This is a genomic window from Thiomicrospira microaerophila, assembly GCF_000934765.1.
In the GTDB taxonomy this organism is placed as follows: Bacteria; Pseudomonadota; Gammaproteobacteria; order Thiomicrospirales; family Thiomicrospiraceae; genus Thiomicrospira; species Thiomicrospira microaerophila.
Window position 1 is genome coordinate 1 of the sequence record NZ_JYNN01000024.1, and the last position, 19,232, is coordinate 19,232.

Annotated in this window: 12 protein-coding genes and 1 pseudogene; 4 read left to right on the forward strand and 9 right to left on the reverse strand. The window is 43.1% G+C overall.

What is annotated here, in order from left to right:
* Nucleotides 1-130 precede the first annotated feature (130 nt).
* From NA59_RS08780 to NA59_RS08795, 4 genes are read right to left on the reverse strand one after another with little or no spacing between them, the layout of a single operon-like run.
* Nucleotides 131-2,281, reverse strand: coding sequence for a hypothetical protein (locus tag NA59_RS08780; protein ID WP_044411151.1), 2,151 nt, complete (start codon nt 2,279-2,281; stop codon nt 131-133).
* Entirely contained in the window at nt 2,262-5,726 is a 3,465-nt protein-coding gene (locus NA59_RS08785; RefSeq protein WP_044411154.1) for a DEAD/DEAH box helicase family protein, read from the reverse strand. Before NA59_RS08785 ends, NA59_RS08780 begins: the two co-directional genes overlap by 20 nt.
* Nucleotides 5,727-5,741: 15 nt before the next feature.
* Complete coding sequence (locus NA59_RS08790; RefSeq protein ID WP_044411157.1) at nt 5,742-8,804, reverse strand: AAA family ATPase; 3,063 nt, start codon at nt 8,802-8,804, stop codon at nt 5,742-5,744.
* Nucleotides 8,801-9,940: an exonuclease SbcCD subunit D gene (locus NA59_RS08795; protein ID WP_044411160.1), complete on the reverse strand. Its 1,140-nt coding sequence runs from the start codon at nt 9,938-9,940 to the stop codon at nt 8,801-8,803. The genes NA59_RS08790 and NA59_RS08795 overlap by 4 nt, the downstream gene beginning before the upstream one ends.
* Before the next feature lie 102 nt (nt 9,941-10,042).
* Between NA59_RS08795 and NA59_RS08800 the strand changes: the two genes are divergently transcribed.
* Nucleotides 10,043-10,876, forward strand: coding sequence for a WYL domain-containing protein (locus NA59_RS08800; protein WP_044411162.1), 834 nt, complete (start codon nt 10,043-10,045; stop codon nt 10,874-10,876).
* A gap of 39 nt (nt 10,877-10,915) precedes the next feature.
* Here the strand turns inward: NA59_RS08800 and NA59_RS08805 are convergent, their stop codons facing one another.
* Nucleotides 10,916-11,224, reverse strand: coding sequence for a type II toxin-antitoxin system PemK/MazF family toxin (locus NA59_RS08805; RefSeq protein WP_044411164.1), 309 nt, complete (start codon nt 11,222-11,224; stop codon nt 10,916-10,918).
* Complete coding sequence (locus tag NA59_RS08810) at nt 11,218-11,457, reverse strand: AbrB/MazE/SpoVT family DNA-binding domain-containing protein (protein ID WP_044411167.1); 240 nt, start codon at nt 11,455-11,457, stop codon at nt 11,218-11,220. Before NA59_RS08810 ends, NA59_RS08805 begins: the two co-directional genes overlap by 7 nt.
* Before the next feature lie 268 nt (nt 11,458-11,725).
* Between NA59_RS08810 and NA59_RS15815 the strand changes: the two are divergent.
* Nucleotides 11,726-11,923, forward strand: a pseudogene (locus NA59_RS15815) (BrnA antitoxin family protein); the annotation flags it as partial.
* A gap of 247 nt (nt 11,924-12,170) precedes the next feature.
* Nucleotides 12,171-13,748, forward strand: coding sequence for an ATP-binding protein (locus NA59_RS08815; protein ID WP_044411170.1), 1,578 nt, complete (start codon nt 12,171-12,173; stop codon nt 13,746-13,748).
* Nucleotides 13,749-14,263: 515 nt separating this feature from the next.
* Here NA59_RS08815 and NA59_RS08820 read toward each other — a convergent pair.
* From NA59_RS08820 to NA59_RS08830, 3 genes are all read right to left on the reverse strand, one after another.
* Entirely contained in the window at nt 14,264-15,250 is a 987-nt protein-coding gene (locus NA59_RS08820) for a helix-turn-helix domain-containing protein (protein ID WP_044411173.1), read from the reverse strand.
* A gap of 444 nt (nt 15,251-15,694) precedes the next feature.
* Nucleotides 15,695-16,846, reverse strand: a complete 1,152-nt coding sequence (locus NA59_RS14360) for a ParB/RepB/Spo0J family partition protein (RefSeq protein ID WP_052501568.1) — start codon at nt 16,844-16,846, stop codon at nt 15,695-15,697.
* Complete coding sequence (locus tag NA59_RS08830; protein ID WP_044411176.1) at nt 16,846-18,147, reverse strand: AAA family ATPase; 1,302 nt, start codon at nt 18,145-18,147, stop codon at nt 16,846-16,848. The genes NA59_RS14360 and NA59_RS08830 overlap by 1 nt, the downstream gene beginning before the upstream one ends.
* Nucleotides 18,148-18,431: 284 nt before the next feature.
* Here NA59_RS08830 and NA59_RS08835 point away from each other — a divergent pair, with 284 nt between their 5' ends.
* Nucleotides 18,432-19,226 carry an SDR family NAD(P)-dependent oxidoreductase gene (locus NA59_RS08835; protein WP_044411179.1) on the forward strand — a complete coding sequence of 265 codons (795 nt, stop codon included), beginning with the start codon at nt 18,432-18,434 and terminating at the stop codon, nt 19,224-19,226.
* Nucleotides 19,227-19,232: the final 6 nt, after the last annotated feature.

Sequence of the window (19,232 nt, forward strand, 5' to 3'; positions counted from 1 at the left end):
ATCACCAAAAAATCTATTTTTCGATGCTTTCTTGAAGATGTTTTTACAACAGGTAGTGTCAAAAATACATTATTGGGACCACATGTAGTGGCTGAATAGTTACAAAATATCTATATCTTTGTAGACTAGTTTAGTCAATCAAACTAAACACAAACGGCCAAACTGTGCCGCTTTGTTTGGCTTGGATAAAATCAACATCTAGCAGGTCAGCAAGAAGTGCGCTGGTTTTTTCGATTTCAATCGGTTGGTCGTTCAGCGACTTTATCCAACGAATCGGTGAACCGCGTTCAAAAGTTTGTTGCAATGCACCACGCGGCATGCCTACCGAATAACCTAATGCCGCACCTTGCTGATATATATTCAATTCCACCAGGCCTGGTGTGTGAACATCTAAACTGGCTTGAGCTTTACTAAAGCGTAACACAATGCCCTGTTGTTCTAGGTAGTCATTAAATGCAATATAGACGAGCGTGTTTTTGGTTAGGCCTTCTCCAATCAAACGATTGATTTGTTTGCGATTGAAAATGACATCGCTTTCGCACTGGTTTAATAATGTCGCAAACTTATCCAGTCGCTCGGAGTGCTCTAGGTCATTCACCAGGCCTGATGGTTGCTGTTTGAAGGTTTCAAGCTGTTTGAGCCAATCCTGCGGGGTTTGCCAATGTTCCGGCAAGGGTTGTTCTGTTTGTTTTAAGACTTGGCCTATTTGGGTGTAGTTTGGCATCACCAGCATTTCCGATTGATAAAACCCAAGGATTTGCTCACCGATGACCATCAGTCCGATTAAATCACCCAACCAGTGTTCCTTGGGTCTTTGTTTACAGCGTTCCGCTCGTGCTAATTCTAACCAGGCCTGGTGCAGTCTGTTTTCAGATGTGAGTGCCATGATTTGATCATCAATCCGACTTTGCGAGAGTTGGCCGTTGGGTTGAATCTGAATGGCGTTAAGGGAAATGTGTTCTTCTAAAATTTTTTTGGTGCCGCGTTCTTGTTGGCTGGGGTAAACCAGTTTTAAAAAGCTGACAGGCTGTTGGATGTGATGGGTTTTACAAAACCTTGACCAATCGAAACTGACCAGTTGCTGTTGCAACACCTCTTGTTTGAGCTGGGCTTCTTTTAAGCAGACTTGCAAAATGGGCTTTCGCGCTTTGTTGGTTTCAGCTTCTTGCCAGGTTGATAAAATAAGGTGTTGAATCGCGTGCTGGGAATGGGCGGATTGATAGGGATCAGCAATCTTGTTATCCGCGTAATAATCCGCTGAATTGACCAGCCGTATATTGAGCGCATTAGGCTGAGTTTGTGCGGCTTGCGTCACCACCAGGCCTGGTTGGGCTGATAAAGTGGTTTGAATGTCATCGAGTGCGGCTTGCGATTGGTCGGCATGAACTTCATCGACCAGCACAATGCGTTTACAACCGAGTAATTTAGCACGTTTTGTTAAGGTCGTTGCTTTATCCAGCTTGCGGCGTTCAATGAGATTTAATTCATCAAACGACAACCTTAGATAAGGATTTAAACGCTTTTCAATGCGCTGATGCAGTTGATGCCAAATGCCCAGTTTACTCTTATTAAAGCCCGACAATTTATTGATAGTTAAAAACGGCAAACCGGCTTTAGTGGTTTGGCCTTTTATCGTGAAGGCTTTGGCGATATATGTAATAGGTTTTTTGGCTTTAATTTCCTCGACAAACACGCGCTTGAAGCTGTTACTGCTTTCAATAGTATATTGCGGTTTCGATTTATCGACCCAACCGGCGGATTGCGCCGAAAAATGCGTGGCTTGCAAAGTCAGCATACCTTGAAAGTTAATCTCCACTTTTAACGCTAGGGCTTTGAATTTGTCTTTACTCACCAGCCAATAAAATTTACCGCCGAGGTTGGATATCGGGGCTTGGTCGCTGGCTCTAGCTGCAACCAGGCTATTGATTAAAATTTGCGCCAACCATTTGCCGAAAATACCAGGCCTGGTGGCGGGGTCAACCTCGCCTTGCGGTTGTTCGATGGCGTTTACGCTTTGGATTTTAACTTTACTGAGGGTGTCGTGCGCTTGCAGTTGGTGTTTAATTTTTTCGACATCCTGTGTAGCATCAAACATTAAAAACAGTAACTTGCCATAACCATAGTGCACCGCTTTAGCGGGCGTGTCTTGCAACGCTTGATCTAACGTTGGCGAACCAAACCAATTGCCTTGATCACGCTCCAGACAAATAAACTTAAAGTCTCGGTTAATTACCGCTAAATCGAATTCAAAGCAGGCCTGGTTAGTTTTTACGCTGGTCATACTCTTCACCCTCTTGATAAGCCTTTGTAATGGTTTGCTTGGCATGTGAGTTCAACTCGCCCTGTACCACCAGGCCTGGTATTTCAATAATATCGGTTCCCATATTGATGGGCTGGGCCGGTTCATCACCATAGACATTAATCACCAGCACTTTGCTTGCGCCAATGCGCTGCATTTTTTCGCGGATCTTAGCGCGATAAGCTGTCGCTTCATCACGGTAATTCAGCCAAAATTTGAAGTCGATATACACGCCTTCTTTTAGTTTAAAGTCAAACAGTTCGTGATAGTCATCCGTTAAGTCGTAAAGCGGATAGCTCAAGCACTGCTCAAACACAAAGCGACCGATTTCTTCGCCTAATGCGCCTTGATAAATATTCTGCCAAAGCACCGGCACCAACCAGTATTTCGATTTGGCGTGCTTTGTTTCCCAGCCTTTTTTCTCAAAATAATCCACCAGGCCTGGTAGTTTCATCATTCGCTCCAGCGCGCGACTCAGATCGCTGGTATCTCGATAATCGCTTTGGTAACGGTCGGATATGTCCACCTCTTTTAGATTGGCATCTTTAGGTTTATACCAGTATTTCGCTTGCGCTTGTGGCAATTGAAGGTGCAAGTCGGAGTGGTATTCATCTGTCCATTCATCAAAACAAGGATGAGCTAAACAATAGGCGCGTAGCGCTCGCCAGGTTTTTATATGATTAGGGCTGGTGATGTTTCCTAACATTCTTGCGATATAGAGTTCCACTTTTTCATTTCGGTTTTCGGCTTGGGTGATGAGTTGCTGATTTGCGCTTGCTTGCACTGATTGCGATGGTTGAAGCGCTAAAATGGCTTTAACTTCCGGCAACAAAGGCGTGGTGGCCGGAAGGTCTGCCTGGTGCAAACTTTTTAGCAGGGTTTCACTTAAACGTATAAAGATACGCGGCGCTTTTTGATTGGTGCGACACAAACGGCCAATGGCTTGAATCAATTTCGCTGCCACCGCATTGTGATGGGCTTGTAATTCTTTTAGACCAATGGGGTTAAAGGCTTTACTGGCGTACAGCACTTGTAAACTGTGTTTTACTAACTCGTCTTTTTGGTCGGTACTAAGTGCGCCGACTTCGTGCAAGTACATGAGTTTAAAAATGCGGTCTAACGCGTTTTTAAGCTGATAACCCTCATCATTTTCTTTTGGATTGGGGATAACCCTGGTCACATTATCGAGGTACAAGCCGTTGAAATCCATCTCGGTGCTCGGGTTAGAATCATTGATGGTGATCACGCTGTTTTTCAGCGTGTCAGGAATCGGAAATTGCAGATTTTGCCCTGCCCCCAACGTGGCATAACTGGATACCACAAACACCCGTTTTCCTTCAGATAACAGCTTTGTCACTTTAGCCAAATCGTCTGCATAGTTTTGGCTTTGCAAAACCTTCAGCACCAGGCCTGGTATTTCTTTATTTTTATCCTTTGCTAAATGGCGAAAAACGCGCTCAACCCAGGCTAAATCAAACGCTGGGTTATCCGGCTTGGGCAAGGCAGTAAATAACGCCAAAAAACCATACATATCTTCAGCTTCAATAAACTGTTGCATGGTGTTAAACAAGTTTAGATAGCGTTGTAGGAAATAATCTGGTTTTTGTGTTTCCAATATAAAAGCGTTTATTTCAGCGATCAATTGCTCAACCATTTCGCTGTCGTCTAACACATCCAACAATTCTTGCTCAAAATCACTCGCATTCTTTAACACCCCTACGTCTAATTTAATGTTGGCATAACCTTGTGTGCGTTGATCAAATTCATCTTGAATGCGCGCGTGTTCGGCATCGTTTAGCCAAATGAACTTATCACCCAGTTGTTGGTGTAAATAATTAAAATAAAAATTTCCCAATGGGTTTTCGAATTCAGCGGTGGCGGAAAGCCCAATCACACGCGCCTTGTCGCATAAATAAGCCAAATAATTTTCCGGCGTATCGGTAAACACATAATGTTTGAGCGCGGAGTAGGTGTCATGGTTTGGGCTATCACTCATCTCAAAAAGACTAAAACCCTGGGCGCAAAAACCGGAAAAATCTTCATCGAGTGGCGGCTTAAAACGGATATTGGTGGCGTATTGTAATCGCGCGTCAAAAAAGGATTGTCTAAAACGATTGCTTTGCTCAATGCCGTATTCGCTCATTACGGTGTTAAGCGCCTGTTCGCGTAGCATTTCGTCTTGATTTTCAGCACGGTCAAGGTTTTTATTTTCGAGATAGTTTTTAGCAACATTGGAAATATTGCGCTTGAGCATTTTGTTAACGCTCTGCACCCCGCCAAGCAGTGCATTTAACTGGTAGTCGGGCACTTCAAGATTTTGATGGTGTTTAATCCAGTTCACACCTTGTTGTTGATCGGTCGTCACGTCCAAGATTTTTTGAGCCACCTGAATCGTGCGATAGTCGCTAAATAAAAACTGACGACTGTGCTCCGACTGCTCGGTTTTTAATTGAAAACCGAGTTCAAAACGCTGATACACCTCCTCCATGCGTGAGGTCAAAAAATCAATCGTATCTTGAATCGATTGCCAGCCTTTCTCGGCCATCTTGTTTTTGCGCTTTGGCGAATCTTTTAAAAAGAAACTGGGATGGCTGTGGGTTTTTAGGTGTTTGTAGCTGGACTTGAGTAAATGAATTGGGTCATAGTGATGATCTAACCCGCGTTCGATAATGACGTTTTGAATATCCTGTTTACAGGCATCAACCTCGTCCATAAACACAACGGTGCCGGCTTTTAATTTTTCCACTAACGGATAAGCCGACTCGACTAAAGTGGAAAACGGCATTAAAAACTTGGTCATCGACATCATCACAATCGGCTTGTCATCGAATAAGGCTTCCGGATAAAGTCGGTAAACCCATTGATTATCCGGCTGGTTGAGGATTTTTTTCTTTTCTGATTTGGTTCTACTTCCCCGAAAAACCTCACGTTTGAGCTCGCGGCGAAACTCCGTTTCAACCTCTCGAAATCGTTTATCCAAATCGTAAAGCTTAGACCAGGCCTGGTTATTGGATGCGTTTGCATGTTGCGGCTTACTCTGATGAAGCAAGTTAGCTACATTTTTAAACCCAGCCGATTTTTTCAACTCGCCCGGCATGGCAGATTTAATGTAATCCAACTGTTTATTAAACGTGTCATTAAAGCTGTCGTAGCGACTAGGTAAACGAAGAAAATATTCATCAAACTGTTCGCCTTTTCCATAGCGTTCAAACGCTTGTTTTAAGGTATCAATTGGCAGGTTTTTCAGTAACGGCGTAACAAAAATAATCTTGATGTCCTGTTCAATCAGGCGTTCGATGTTTCGAGCGATAAAATCGCAGGTCACATAGGTTTTACCAAACCCGGTGGGTGCTGGAATCAACGCCAAGCCTTTTAAGCCCTGCTTTTGTTCTTCACCAAAAATTAATCGCTCAAGAATCCGTTCCATATCGCCTCCTCTAAACTAGATACCGACTACTTTTATATGACTGCCTTGCACGCTGGATATCACATCGATGCGCAGCGGCATTTGTTCTTTTAGTTCCTGCACATGGGAGATAATGCCAATGATGCGTCCGGTGGTTTGTAGATTTTTAAGGGTGTCGATAACCAGCTCGAGTGATTCGGGATCCAAACTGCCAAAGCCTTCATCAATAAAGAGCGTGTCGAGCTTAATGCCACCGGCATAGCTTTGCACCACATCTGATAAGCCAAGGGCTAAAGCTAACGCCGCTAAAAACGATTCACCGCCCGACAAGGTGGATACATGTCGACTTTGACTGGTGTAGCTATCAAACACTTCTAACTCGAGACCAGAGGCTTTAAGCCCTTTGCTGCGCGAGTCTTTTCGAATCAGGTCGTATCGACCCCTAGTCATATTTCTGAGTCGTATCGTGGCTATTTGCAACACGTCATCGAGCAGTACGCCGAGTACAAAACGCTGTAAACTGACCTTGGCATTGTTTTCGCCACTGAGCACTAAACTGAGGGTGCCGATGATTTCAAATTCGGCTTCTAAGGCTTGGTTTTGCACATCACTTTGTTCAAGCTTTTGCAATGCACTTTGCAGCTTGCCATAATCAATACTGACTTGGTTAAAGGCGTCTTCAACGGCTTGATAGGCTTGTTGCTCGGCGAGGCGTTGTGCTTGCATAGCGGGCAAATCCGGTGGCACTGTTGTTTCAAGCTCTGTTTGTAATTGTTGCAGTGCGCCTTCCATTTTTGCGCCCTGCTCTTGATAGGCATCAATTTCATTTAACCAGGCCTGGGCTCGCGATTCATCCACTAAGGCTTCCTGAAATCCCAGCTCATTTTCAAATTCGCTGGCGGTTAATACGGCCTGCCAATGCGTTTGCACTTTTTGGAGTAGTGCGCGTTGTTCTTCAAGCTGGGTTTGGCGTGATGCGAGTGTTTGCTGGCAACGAATCAAGCGGTTTTGAGCCTGCTCTTTTTGTTGTTGTGCGCTTTGATAGGCTTGCTCAAGCTGGGTGACCTGTTGGGTTAAGCGTGAGATTTGATTCAATAGGACATTCAAATCACGATAGTCTGGTAGGATCTGCTGCTCAAGATGCGCCACTTTTTGTTTAGCAAGTTCAAGCTGTGTTTGGGCTTGGTGCCAGGCCTGGTGAACCTGTTCAAGCGCTGTTTGCTCGGATTGGAGTGTGTTCTCAATCTGTTGTAGGTCTTGAGTCAGTTTTGCCAACAGTGCCTGCTGTTCGCGACCGTCCGCTAATTGCGTCTGCAATGCTTTGAAATTCTGCTGCAGTTTTTCACTACTCAATTGACTCAAGTCGCCGTGTTGCTCGATGAGACTATCAAGTTGCTCGGTGGTGCTGTTAAGTTGGCTATGCAACGAAGTGACAACCTCTTGAACCGACAACCAGGCCTGGTGGGCGTTTTGTAGGCTTGTTTTCGCCTGCTCTATGGTCTGTTTATCAACGGGTTCGATATCCGCCTGCCATTGTGCAGGTCGCGGATGGTCATGACTGCCACACACCGGGCAAGCTTGGTTTGGCTGAAGGGTTTGCGCCAAAATGGCCGCCTGACCTAGGTGCCAGTTATATTCGAGTTGGTTGAGCGCGGTTTGCTGTTGGTCTAGCGCACGTTTTGCCTGCTCTAAGCTCGTTTGTTTTTGTGTCAGTTCGTGTTGGCGTTGCTGCTGGGTTTGCTTTAGCTTTAACCAGGCCTGGTGTTGTTCAATGCGCCGCGTGTGTTGATTGATTTGGGTCACTAAACCCGCTTCGTTGAAGGGCATTTTTTCGAGCGTTTGCTTGCGCTCTTGGATGGCCTGACGTTGCTGTTTGCGTTTATCTAGTTGTTGCAATGCACCTTGATACGCTTGGTTTTTGGAGTCAACATGCGTTTGAACGGTTTTTAGCTGTTGTATGGCCTCAGCCAGTTCGTTGAGCTTGGGTTTGAGCCCACCTAGTTGACTAATTTTCTGATTTAGGCCATCTCGCGCTTGGTATGCGTTGTGCGCTTGTGCTAGTGTGTGCTCGGCTTTTTGTTGTCCTGCCTCGGCTTGCGTTAAAGCCGTTTGGTCTTGGATAATTTCACGCTGCAGCTGGCTCACGCCCTGTTGAGTTTGCTGGTAGTGTTGGAAGTCGGGAAGGCATTTTTGCGCTGCCTGGGCTGAACGTAATTGCTGTTTGAGTTGGTCAATCTGCGGTTGCGATTCAAGATGCGACTGTTTTTGCTGGAGCAACCCATCTCGTTGTTCAAAACGGCGCTTTAGTTGCTCTGCCGCCTGATAATCGGCTTCAACCTTTTTAAGTTTCTCGTTGGCATGGTGTTTGTTCTGCTGGTGTGTGGCCAATGCCTGCTTTACCAAATCAAGTCGCTCATGCAAGGCATCACGTTTGTTGCAGTCTACGGTGTGGAGAATGCCTTTTACCTGCTCAAGCTGGGCTTGCTTTTGTCGGGTGACTTGCGCCGCTTGCGCTTTAATATGCTCTTCGAGGCGTTTGTAAATATGGGTTTGAAATAACTGACTTAAAATGGGTTCACGGTCTTTTGATTCCGCCAATAAGAGTTTGCGAAACAAGCCCTGTGGCAACACCATTACTTGGCGAAACTGTTCGGAGTTTAAGCCTATCAACTCGATAATCTTGTCATTAAACTCTTTTATCTTTTTTGACACCAATAAATCTTCAGAACCATCATCATTCACTTGATAGAGAAAGGCTTCTGGCTTTTGGGTGGTTGTGCCCTCGCCGCGTGACTTCTTTCGTTCTTGCTCAGGTCGTCGCTCAATCCGGTAGATGTTGGCACCGAGCTTAAAAATAAACTCTACCTCACTCAATAGCGCTTCATCCGCATATTGGCAGCGCATATCATTGGCCGCTCGATCTTTACCGGTGGTATCACCATAAAGTGCAAACGCCATGGCATCGAGCAAAGTGCTTTTCCCCGAGCCGGTGGTGCCATTGATTAAAAACAGCGGATGTTCACCCAATTGTGTAAAGTCAATCACTTCCGTGTTTGCAAAAGGGCCAAAGGCTTGAATGGTTAGCTTTAAAGGTTTCATGCGCTCGGCTCCTTGTTTAACTGATTCAACGCTTGCTCAACAATGGTTTGTTGTTGCGCGGTTAAGGGTTCACCTTGGATTTGCTGATAGAAATCGGCAATCAGTTTGGGCGCATCGAGTTTGATGTGTTCGCGATTGGCCTGCCCGACCTGTTCTGGCTGTAAAAGGCGTTTTTCAATATGCAACACATTGGGGTAGACCTCGCGCAAGCGCCCCATCGGGTCGAGTAACGCGGTGGTATCGGCCAGTCTTACCATGACATAATCGTGGTTATGTGGGTCTTCTTTACCCTGTGCAATCACCTCGTCAAGCATGCCCTCAATAACACGCACATCACGCTGACTGCTGAGTGGCAAGTGTTGCTGTTCAACCAAGCCCTTTGAATCAAAGCTTAGTAGTGTGATGCCTTTATTGTGCTTATGCTCAGAAAAGCTGTACTTCAACGGTGAGCCAGAATAGCGAATATGTTGCGCACCCCGAAATTGTGGGCCGTGCAGATGCCCGAGCGCCACATAATCAAAATCAAGCATCGGTTCATACGACACACGATCTGAACCGCCAACAGAAAGCGTTTTTTCAGACTCAGAGGTTTGTGCGCCATCCACAAAACAATGGGACATTAAAACGGTAGGTAAAGACTTGTCGCGTGATTTCTGAATCCGCTCAACGAGAAAGCTATGCGCTTGGTCATAATCATGGACGGGTTGATCAAACTGATTGCGCACACGCTCTGGGTCGGCAAAAGGAATGCCAAACACCTGAACTGTGATATCACCTTTTTGGAGGTGTACCGGTTCGCTCACTCGATTAAGGTCTGACAATATATGCAAACCGGTTTTTTGCAGTTGTTCAGCCGCAAAACCTAAACGCTCGGCGCTGTCGTGATTACCGCTGATCATAATCATCGGTATATCCAGCGATGCGAAACGATTGACTATTTGATTAAGAAGGCGCACCGCTTCGGCTGGCGGCATGGAGCGGTCATAGATATCACCGGCAACCAGCAGGCCATCCACTTGATGAGTGATAGCATAGTCAATAATCTGGTCAAGCACACTGGCTTGCTCATCAAGCAAAGACTGATGGTGCAGTACGCGCCCTAAATGCCAGTCGGCGGTATGTATTAATTTAAGCATCTAACCCCCCATTTTAAGAAACCACTTACATTTGCAGCAAAACAGTTAAATTTTTTAACTGTTAATGATAATATAACCTTATCATAAAAAAGGCAAATTAAAATGATTAAAGACTATAACGATTTAAAGTGGGACGCCATTCAACGGATGGAGGAAGTTGAGCGTTGTTTATTTTGGCAGGGAAGCCTTGGGCGAACCGAACTTGCACTAAGACTGCGTATGTCAAATCCACAAACAACCGCTATCTTAAAACAATATCAGCAACTCAACCCCGGTAAAATAGGGCTAAACAATTCCTCTAAACGCTATGAAGTAAATGATTCGGTCAAAAACCTGTTTTACACGCCCTCTCTAAGTGATCTAGATTCACATAGCGACACGTTTGAAATTGATAGTTATGCCATGTCAGCACCCTCACGCCGCACCCCGATGGATGTAGTGCGCAACGTGGCACGCACCATCTATCAAAATAAAAGTATCGACATTTTTTACCATTCTCATAACGAGCCTAACGGTAAACGACGCCGCATCACCCCGCACACATTTGTCACCACGACCCGACGCACGCACATTCGGGCCTGGTGCCATGAAAGCAAAGGATTTCGTGACTTTATAGTGGGGCGTATCAGTGAAACAGGCACGCAAAGTGAACCTGGCCAAACCCTTATGTCTGATGAGGCCTGGCATACGCTGTTGATCCTGAAACTCAAACCGAACCCTAAGCTTGATAGCGCACAGAAGAAATTAATCGAAATGGATTTTGAAGTGCAGGAGGGCGTACGTGAGATCAAAGTCAAACAAGCCTTACTCTGGTACTACTTTGAACTTTATAACCTGTGGCCTGAACATCAAATCCAAGACCCCAAGCATCAACCGGTCATTCTTGGCAATATCGACATTATGGCGTTTTTAAACAAAGTGCCAACTAAAAAGTGAAAACCGCGATAACTCGATTGGCTTTAGTCCGACAGGCTCCTAGCTAAGCATTTGAATCATTGTTTTATGCCAAACAGCCAAAGGAATCACACCCATCTTCTTTTTAAGGCGCTTTTTATCAATCGTTCTGACCTGATCAAGCAATATACGTGCTTGCTTACCGGCTAATGTGGTTTCAGGTCTACAGCCTAGTGGTTGCCCTTTTGAGGTAATAGGTGCAACAATCACCCTTGGTAAAGCGTTGTTCATGTCGTCAGGCGATACAATCAAACAGGGGCGCGTTTTGCTGATTTCACTGCCTAATGTGAGGTCAAGTTCAACCCAGTACACTTCACCACGACTTACCATTCCCAGTCCTCTTGTTCGGTTTCTAAGTCGGTCATGCTTGCCAGTGGTTGATCATCTTTTAGCGGGTCGTAACCATCAAACCATCCCACTCTAGGATTTTCGCTTGGTTTGAGCAATAGTGCGCCATCTTGAACCAGCATTTCAATAGGCTGATCTAGGTGTAGCTGTTCAATAATCGGGGCGGGAATAATCACGCCCCTTGAATTGCCAATTTGTCTTAATGCGGTTTGCATGGTGCGGGCCTTTTGTGGTTTAACTAGGTTTTAACATTGTATAAACTATTTTAAAGCGCGTTCGACTTTATCACAAGGTTCAAGTGCTCCAATTTTTTGGATTCCCCACTTATCTTCAAATCCCGGAAGACACAGTTCAGGCTCCCTATGCACTCTGCACAGTCTTCGATTCAGAAACATATTTATTTGGACTGCTCGTTGAGCTCTAATTAGAACTAGGTGAACGACGACGGGGTTTTACGCGGGATTCGATAAATTAAGGGTCGAAAGTCAAAAAAAACGCATCACTATCTATCTTGATGAAGATGTTGTTGAAGGTTTTAAATTAAAAGCTTTAGAGCTTGGAACTGGGTATCAAACTGAGATTAATCGTGTACTTAAACAGTATTTGGGGTCTGGCGGTTCAAGTTTAGAAGAAGTTGTAAGACGGGCGGTTAGAGAAGAACTGTCTCATGCTAAGCATTAAGGTTTACATCCTCTGGGCGTGAATCTGGGATGTGAATGCGCATAAGCGTTAATATTTAAAAAAAGAGGCCTGAGCTGCACCATCACATGCTTAGCCGGTTGTTCTCAGCGAATCGAAGAAAGCGAAGCTAAACATTCGGTGCAGGACTATCAATAGAGCTTTGCCCTATCAATTTAAAACAGGATTACGTGGCTTTCAATCTAACGTGTTAAAATGATTAAACTATCAAAATCAACGGGAACGCTGGATGAAAAAACTGCCGATTGGAATTCAAACCTTCGCTAAAATCCGTGAAGACGATTTTGTCTATGTCGATAAAACCCCACTGGTCTATCAAATGGTGCAATCGGCTGGAGCTTTTTTTCTCTCGCGTCCACGTCGGTTTGGTAAAAGTTTGTTGGTCGATACCCTTAAAGAATTGTTTGAAGGCAACCAGGCCTGGTTCCAAGGTTTGTACATTGAAGATAAATGGGATTGGGCTAAAACCTATCCGGTGGTGCATTTAAATTTTGCTAATGGCGTGATTGAATCGCGTGCGGATTTAGATCAGTTAATCTACAACCTGTTAAAAGACAATCAGCGACGACTAAACATCACCTGTGATCAATTTTCACTGCACGACCCGGCTGGGTGTTTGACTCGATTAATTCAAGCGGCCGCCGACCATTACCAACAAAAAGTGGTGGTACTCGTTGATGAATATGACAAACCGATACTCGACAACATCGACAAACCCGAACTGGCCGCCTCCATCCGTGATGGATTAAAAAACATTTATTCGGTGCTTAAAGGCCAAGATGCTTATCTCCAGTTCGTGTTTATGACAGGCGTCACCAAATTCTCCAAAGTGAGCCTGTTTAGCGGCATGAACCAGCTCAAAGACATCACACTCGATGCCCGTTATGCCACGATTTGCGGTTACACCCAGTCAGACCTTCACAACCAGTTTTCTGAGCATCTTGAAGGGGTGGATTGGGCTAAACTCAAAGACTGGTACAACGGCTATCAATTTCTCGGTGAGCCGGTGTACAACCCGTATGATATCCTGCTGTTTATCAGCGAAAACCATACCTACCGCAACCACTGGTTTGAAACCGGTAATCCCAGCTTTCTGCTCAAGCTGTTCCGCAAACAGCGCTACTTTTTACCCGACCTGGCGCAGATTGAAGTGGGCGAAGAAGTGTTGGACTCGTTTGATGTTGAACAGATCAATCCGATTACTTTACTTTATCAAGCGGGTTATCTCACGATTGCCAAAACAACCGAGAAACGCCAGCGATTACGGTTTCATTTAAAAGTACCGAACTTTGAAGTACAACAAGCGCTTTCTGATCATTTTGCGGATCTTTACAGCCAAACCCAACCTGAACTGCGTTTACATCGACAAGATAGCCTGTATGATGCGTTTGAGTCGGCTGACTTCCCCGCCATCCAACACCAAATCGAATCGCTGTTCGCGGCGATTCCTTGGCGCAACTTCACCCAAAATGATTTACCTGATGCGGAAGGTTATTATGCCTCGGTGCTGTTTGCTTGGCTCTCCAGTATTAATGCCGTTATCACGCCTGAAGACATCAACCACCACGGACAGGCGGATATGACCATTATGCTCGTCGATCACATCTATATCACCGAATTCAAACTCGACAAAACCCAAGACTATCAAGCCCAAAGCCCCAACCCGGCGTTGCAACAAATCCAAACCAAAAACTACGCGCAAAAATACCTCGCCCAACAACAAGCCGGTAAACAGATACATCAACTGGGGTTAATATTTAATACACACGCCCGCAACCTCGTGCAAATCGACTGGCAAACCCTATAATCCATTCAACTAGACTGGTTAACAACCTCGTTCCAACGCTGTGCGTCACGGCCATTAAGTTAAGAAACCTGTCATTGCGAGACGCGGCAATCTCTCAAGGTCGCGCACGACCTGCAGTCTGCCAGAGATTGCCACGGCCTACGGCCTCGCAATGACTAATTTTTTACCTAGCGTCGTCATCCTGCGCGAAGTCGCTCAGGGTGATAGGTCAATGAGGGAAACAGGTCTAGTTTCTCCATAATCCTTAACTTAATAGCAGAGAGTTAATGATGCGTGTTAAACAAGGGTAGGTAGACTTGATGATTAGGATTTCGGCTTGTCTTCTTGGTTTAAGCGATTCATTAAGTCTTTTACCGATATACTCGCGATTCCAGCTGCTTTTTTTAGCTTTTCAATAAGTTTACTATGTAAAAAAGAAATATGGCTTTGCTATTGCTGCATAGCTTATTTCTTTTTTAAGCTTCGTTAGAAGATTTATTATATATCTGCAAATTTTGCACCCCTACTTTCTTTTCTTAGACTGAAACTTTATGAAATGAAATTAATCCTTCAATCTGATTTTGTTGATAGCCAGCTGGTGTTCTCCATGTGTTGTCTTTAATAAGTTTTAAAGCATGGTTTATACAATGAAATGTTGTTCCTTTAAAATCCTTATACCAACCAAATCTGATCGCCCACAAAATTTCTTTGTGATACTTTTCTTGTTCTGTTGCAGACTTGAATAGGCCAATATTTTTTAACCTTGTCATTAATGATTTGGAATCGATTGCACGCACAAACCTGAACGGTGATTTTGAGTCTTTACGCTTTGAAGGTTGCGTTGTTTGTACTTCATTTAATCTCTTGTCATTAACTTTGGTGGTTCTAAGTTCAATCTGTTTGATTAGATTAGACTCATCTTCACGAAGTTTAGATATTGCTTGGCATGCTTCATCGTTAAAGGTGAAGCATTTTTTTAGCATAAGTTTTGGAGAAAAGTCTTTGGGTAGGCTTGGAGATAATTCTTTTATTTTGATTTGAATTAATTTTAACTTTGTTCTTAATAAATCGACATCATTTTGTTCGGATGTTTTTTCACTGCTATCAGATATAACCGACGCTACATTTTCTTTTCGCTCAATAGATTTAATATTTGTTGCCTTAAATCTGGGTTTTACTAGATTTTTGATTTCACTGCTAAGGTTTATTGTGTAAAGAGTCCCTTTTTGATTGCTGCCATCTTTAGACAGCAGACCTAGTTCCACAAGCTTTTGAATCGAGCTTATAACGGTTCGTTCTTTAATTGATGTGAACTCAGATATAAGACTTGTGCTTAATCTAATTCTGAGGTTTTTCAATGCGCGCGTAGGCCGCTGTATTGCAAAGCCAATAACTCGCTCAATAATAAGCCGTTGTGAAGCGTTTAAATTGAAAGTGTTTAGCCATTTTATCGTTGATAGTGGCAGGGCAAAGTAAATGTCATCATGCATTACACTATCAAGCTCTTTACTTGTTAAATTCATGTCTTCTTCCTATTGTGAAGAAGATAATTAAGGTAATAACCAGCAGCTTCGGCTTGTTATTGAAAATGTATAGACATAGTTATACCTTCTCAATGACCCGAAAATTTGAAATTATTGAACTTAACGTGGAGCAGGGCTTTACCTGGTGAAGAAAATTCAGTAGAATAGAAATTGTCGCAAATCTAGTGCTACGGATGTTTTCAACATTACTCTAGTTCTAGTTCTAACCCTAGCGAGATACGCCAATATCTTGCTAGGGTCATCCTTAAATATCTTTCTTGATTAATCTCAAAAAATGCCTTTGTAAATCCTATTAAAAGTTAATCTTTACAGCTGTAAAGAATCGCTGAACCCCTTTGTTTATAAGGCTTGCAGCGTTTTTTTGTATTCTCTGTAAAGCAGTTAAATATTGTAAAGTTTTAAATAAAAAAGCGCTGTAAAAAATTACTTATTGCTAAAGTGCGCATCTATCGCAGCAAAAACAGCCTGCTCAATTTTTTCAGTAAGTGACTCGGAATTGTATTTTTTTGGTATACGAATTTGCAAACTACCATTAACTTTTGATGTTTCTCCAACCACCTTGTCTCCAATGCGAATCTTTTCTTTAACAAGTGCCGGTTTAGATGGTTTACTTGGTAAAGAATTGCCATCCAGAATGTCGATCATACTTTTGATTCTATCCTGAAATTTGGAGTGGCTTTTTATGAAGGCCGACGCATTTTTTATAAGATTGCTATATTTGGTATCAAAGTCTTGACCAATGTGTTTGGAGAGTTCATAGCACATTCTAGAGGGCGCTATGTTTAATTCAACGACATCTTTAACGTCGCCAGAGGGTAGTGTTCTTTTTGATTCGATAATCTCAATAAGAAATTCATTTCTCAACCAAACAGGTATTCTTGAAATGGAGCGCAGTTGGGATATTTTGCCTTCTGATATGCTAAAGGTGCGGGCAAGCTCAGTGTTGCTTTTAAAAAAACCTTCATTAATCATAAGGTCAAAATTATCGGCTTCTTCAAAATGAGATAGGTCGTCGCGAAAATTCTCTAAAACCTGTAATTCAGTAAGCTTCTTGTCATCGGCCTCTACCAGAATAGCCACTACATCTATACCAAGAATTTTACAGGCTTCTAGACGACGTCTTCCTGAAATAAGTTCAAAGCTATCGGTAAGGCTAGAGGGGCGAACGGTAATGGGTATCGCTTGTCCATTTTCCCTAATGGACTCAACTAGCTCATAAAACTCGGCTGTCCTAAAAAATATTTCATCTCGATTGGCAAAACGGGTAACAATAACCTGATGAGGATTAAGATCTAGAGTGGCTTTGCTCTGTAAAGTTTTGATTTTTTGTTCTAGGGTTGCGATAAGATCAGGTGCAATATTCGAGTTTTTTAGGGCGTCTATTTGTTTTTGGAGTTCTATAATTTGATTATTTGCCTCCTCAAGCTTCATTTGCGCATCTTTAGCCATATTGCGCCCAAACACAGAGGCGCGATTACCTCTGGATTCTCTCTCTGTCAAGTCAGCAGATAAAGAGGCTTTTTCAATCAATGCTTTCTGTTCGGCAAGCCTTTCTTCCTTGGTTTTTCTCGTCACTATTTAATCTCCAGTTTAGTTTGTATTTGCCAAAACTGCTTGATTTTGTTTTCAATTTCAAGGTGGATTTGCTCTAAATTATCCAGTGATTTTTTAAGGGTTGATCGGCCAATGATATCGGTATTTTGGAGTTCATAGGCTGTTTTGTTAAAGTCTGATGCAACCGTTATGGATTTAGAAATCAAAAAAGGAGTATTGATTAAAGACTCTCTAAAAATGGCTGAGATCCTTCCACCATTTTGAAGTGCTTCAAAATTTTCAGACATTTTGGTTTTTAGTCCAACAACAAAATCAAACTCCTTACTAAAGCCAAAAATTTGTTCTAAATCACTAAAAACGGAAACCATTTGCTTAAAAAATATGCCAGTTGCTAGTATGTCCAAATGTTGAGCAGGTACAGGAATAACCATAGCATCGGCCGCTTGAATGGCATTTAATGTTGCGTAAGAGTAAGAGGGTGGGGTATCAATGATGATAATGTCGTAATCGTCAGGGTTGTAGACATCACCAAGATATTCGCCATTATAATGTGTATCAAATTCGGTCGGCCAGTCTTGTTCTTTAGTGACAAGTGCTTTGGCAAGAATATCAAAAAATGACTCGCCATCCCGTATTTGTCTTGCTGGCAATGAAAACTCAGCTGAATAGACATCAATGTTAGCGGGAATGATGTCAAGATTCTGCCAGTAGGTTTTAACTGGGCGCAAGGGCTCGTTGTCAGAATAAAGTGGGTAGAGTGTATTTATCTCATCAACATAATAAGCGCCATCGGGTAAGCCTTTATATTCGTATGGTAGAAAGCCCATTAATGAAGTAAAGCTACCCTGTGGATCAGAGTCAATACCCAGTACGCGATAACCATTTAATGCTAACCATTGAGCAAGATGGATTGAAACCGTTGTTTTGTTTGCGCCACCTTTAAGGTTACCAATCATAAGCGTATAAGGTTTCTTTGTATGCTTGGGTCTTCTGTTGGTGTAATTTCCCTTCTGACCATTAGCTTTAAGGTGTTGCCTGATTTTTTCAATTTGATCCAGTGTGAATTTAGCAGGCATAGTTTTTTCAATAGTGACCCCCTCTTTTTCAAGCGTTTTTATGGGTGTGACTCTTTCGATAGACTCATCCGCAATAAGGTCGTTAAAAAGCTTTCTGCTAACACCTACATACTTGGCTGCATCAGAAATTGTAAAAAGTGGACTTTGTTTTACAGCCTCAGGGTTTTTGTATTCAGATGCAAGAATTTCTTCCTGTAAGCTTTCAACCCGTATAGAAAAGCTCTCTAAATCTTTAAAATTTACCACGCAGAACACTCCAAATAGATTTGCATATTTGGATTATACAAAAAAAGATGGGTCAATCAAATAAAATGTATATTTTTATTTTTGATTCTGTATATCGGGATGTGGTTGGTAAGCAATTAAAATGTGTTTATCCTGTTTGATTTAAGGATTATCTGCTTTTGTTGTGCCCGGTTTCTTATTTACATATAGGGTGCATAGTTTGTGCAAGTTAGTCTAAAAAGCTGAATGATTTAACAACAAATGCTAGATTAGACGGACTTTAACAAATTGAGGAAGTTTAATTGATGGCAACTTATCAAGATTTAAAAGGAAAACGTGTTTTTATCACAGGTGCATCGAGTGGTATTGGCGCAGGAATGGCCAAGGCACTGGCTGAACAGGGTGCCAAACTAGTGCTCCATTACTGTAAAAATAGCTTAGGTATTAAAAATACGTTAAAGATAGTCAAAACTATTGGAGCAGACGCAACAATCTTGCAGGGGGATTTTCGTGACTATGCAAGTTTGGGTGAACTATTCAACCAGGCCTGGTTGGAATTTAATGGATTAGATGCTTTAGTTAACAATGCAGGTGTAGTAACCAAATCCACCGCACTGCGAGACATTGAGGGTTTAGCATTTAGTGAAACCCTGGCTGTAAATCTTCAGGCGCCATATAGGCTTAGTACTTTATTTGCAAAAGCATGTATTGATGCAGGGCAACCCGGTGTGGTGATTAATAACTCTAGTATTCATGGACAGCAAACTTGTGAATGGTTCAGTGCCTACGCGGCATCTAAAGCGGGTTTGGATGCGATGATGAAAGTAATGGCAGTAGAGTGGGGTAAGCATGGAATCAGGGTTAATAACCTCGCACCTGGCGTTGTGCCAGTTGAACGTACCTTCGATATTCTTAATCAACCCAAGATGGAGCAAAAATGGGTGAAAACGATTCCTATGGGGCGTTATGGTTCTGTTGAAGAAATGGGTCAAGCGACAGCCTTCATGTTAAGTGAAGCATCGGCATGGATGACTGGCAGTACGCTTACGATTGATGGTGGGCTCATCGCGCGCGGAGGATATCCAATTCGTGAAGATTAAAATACA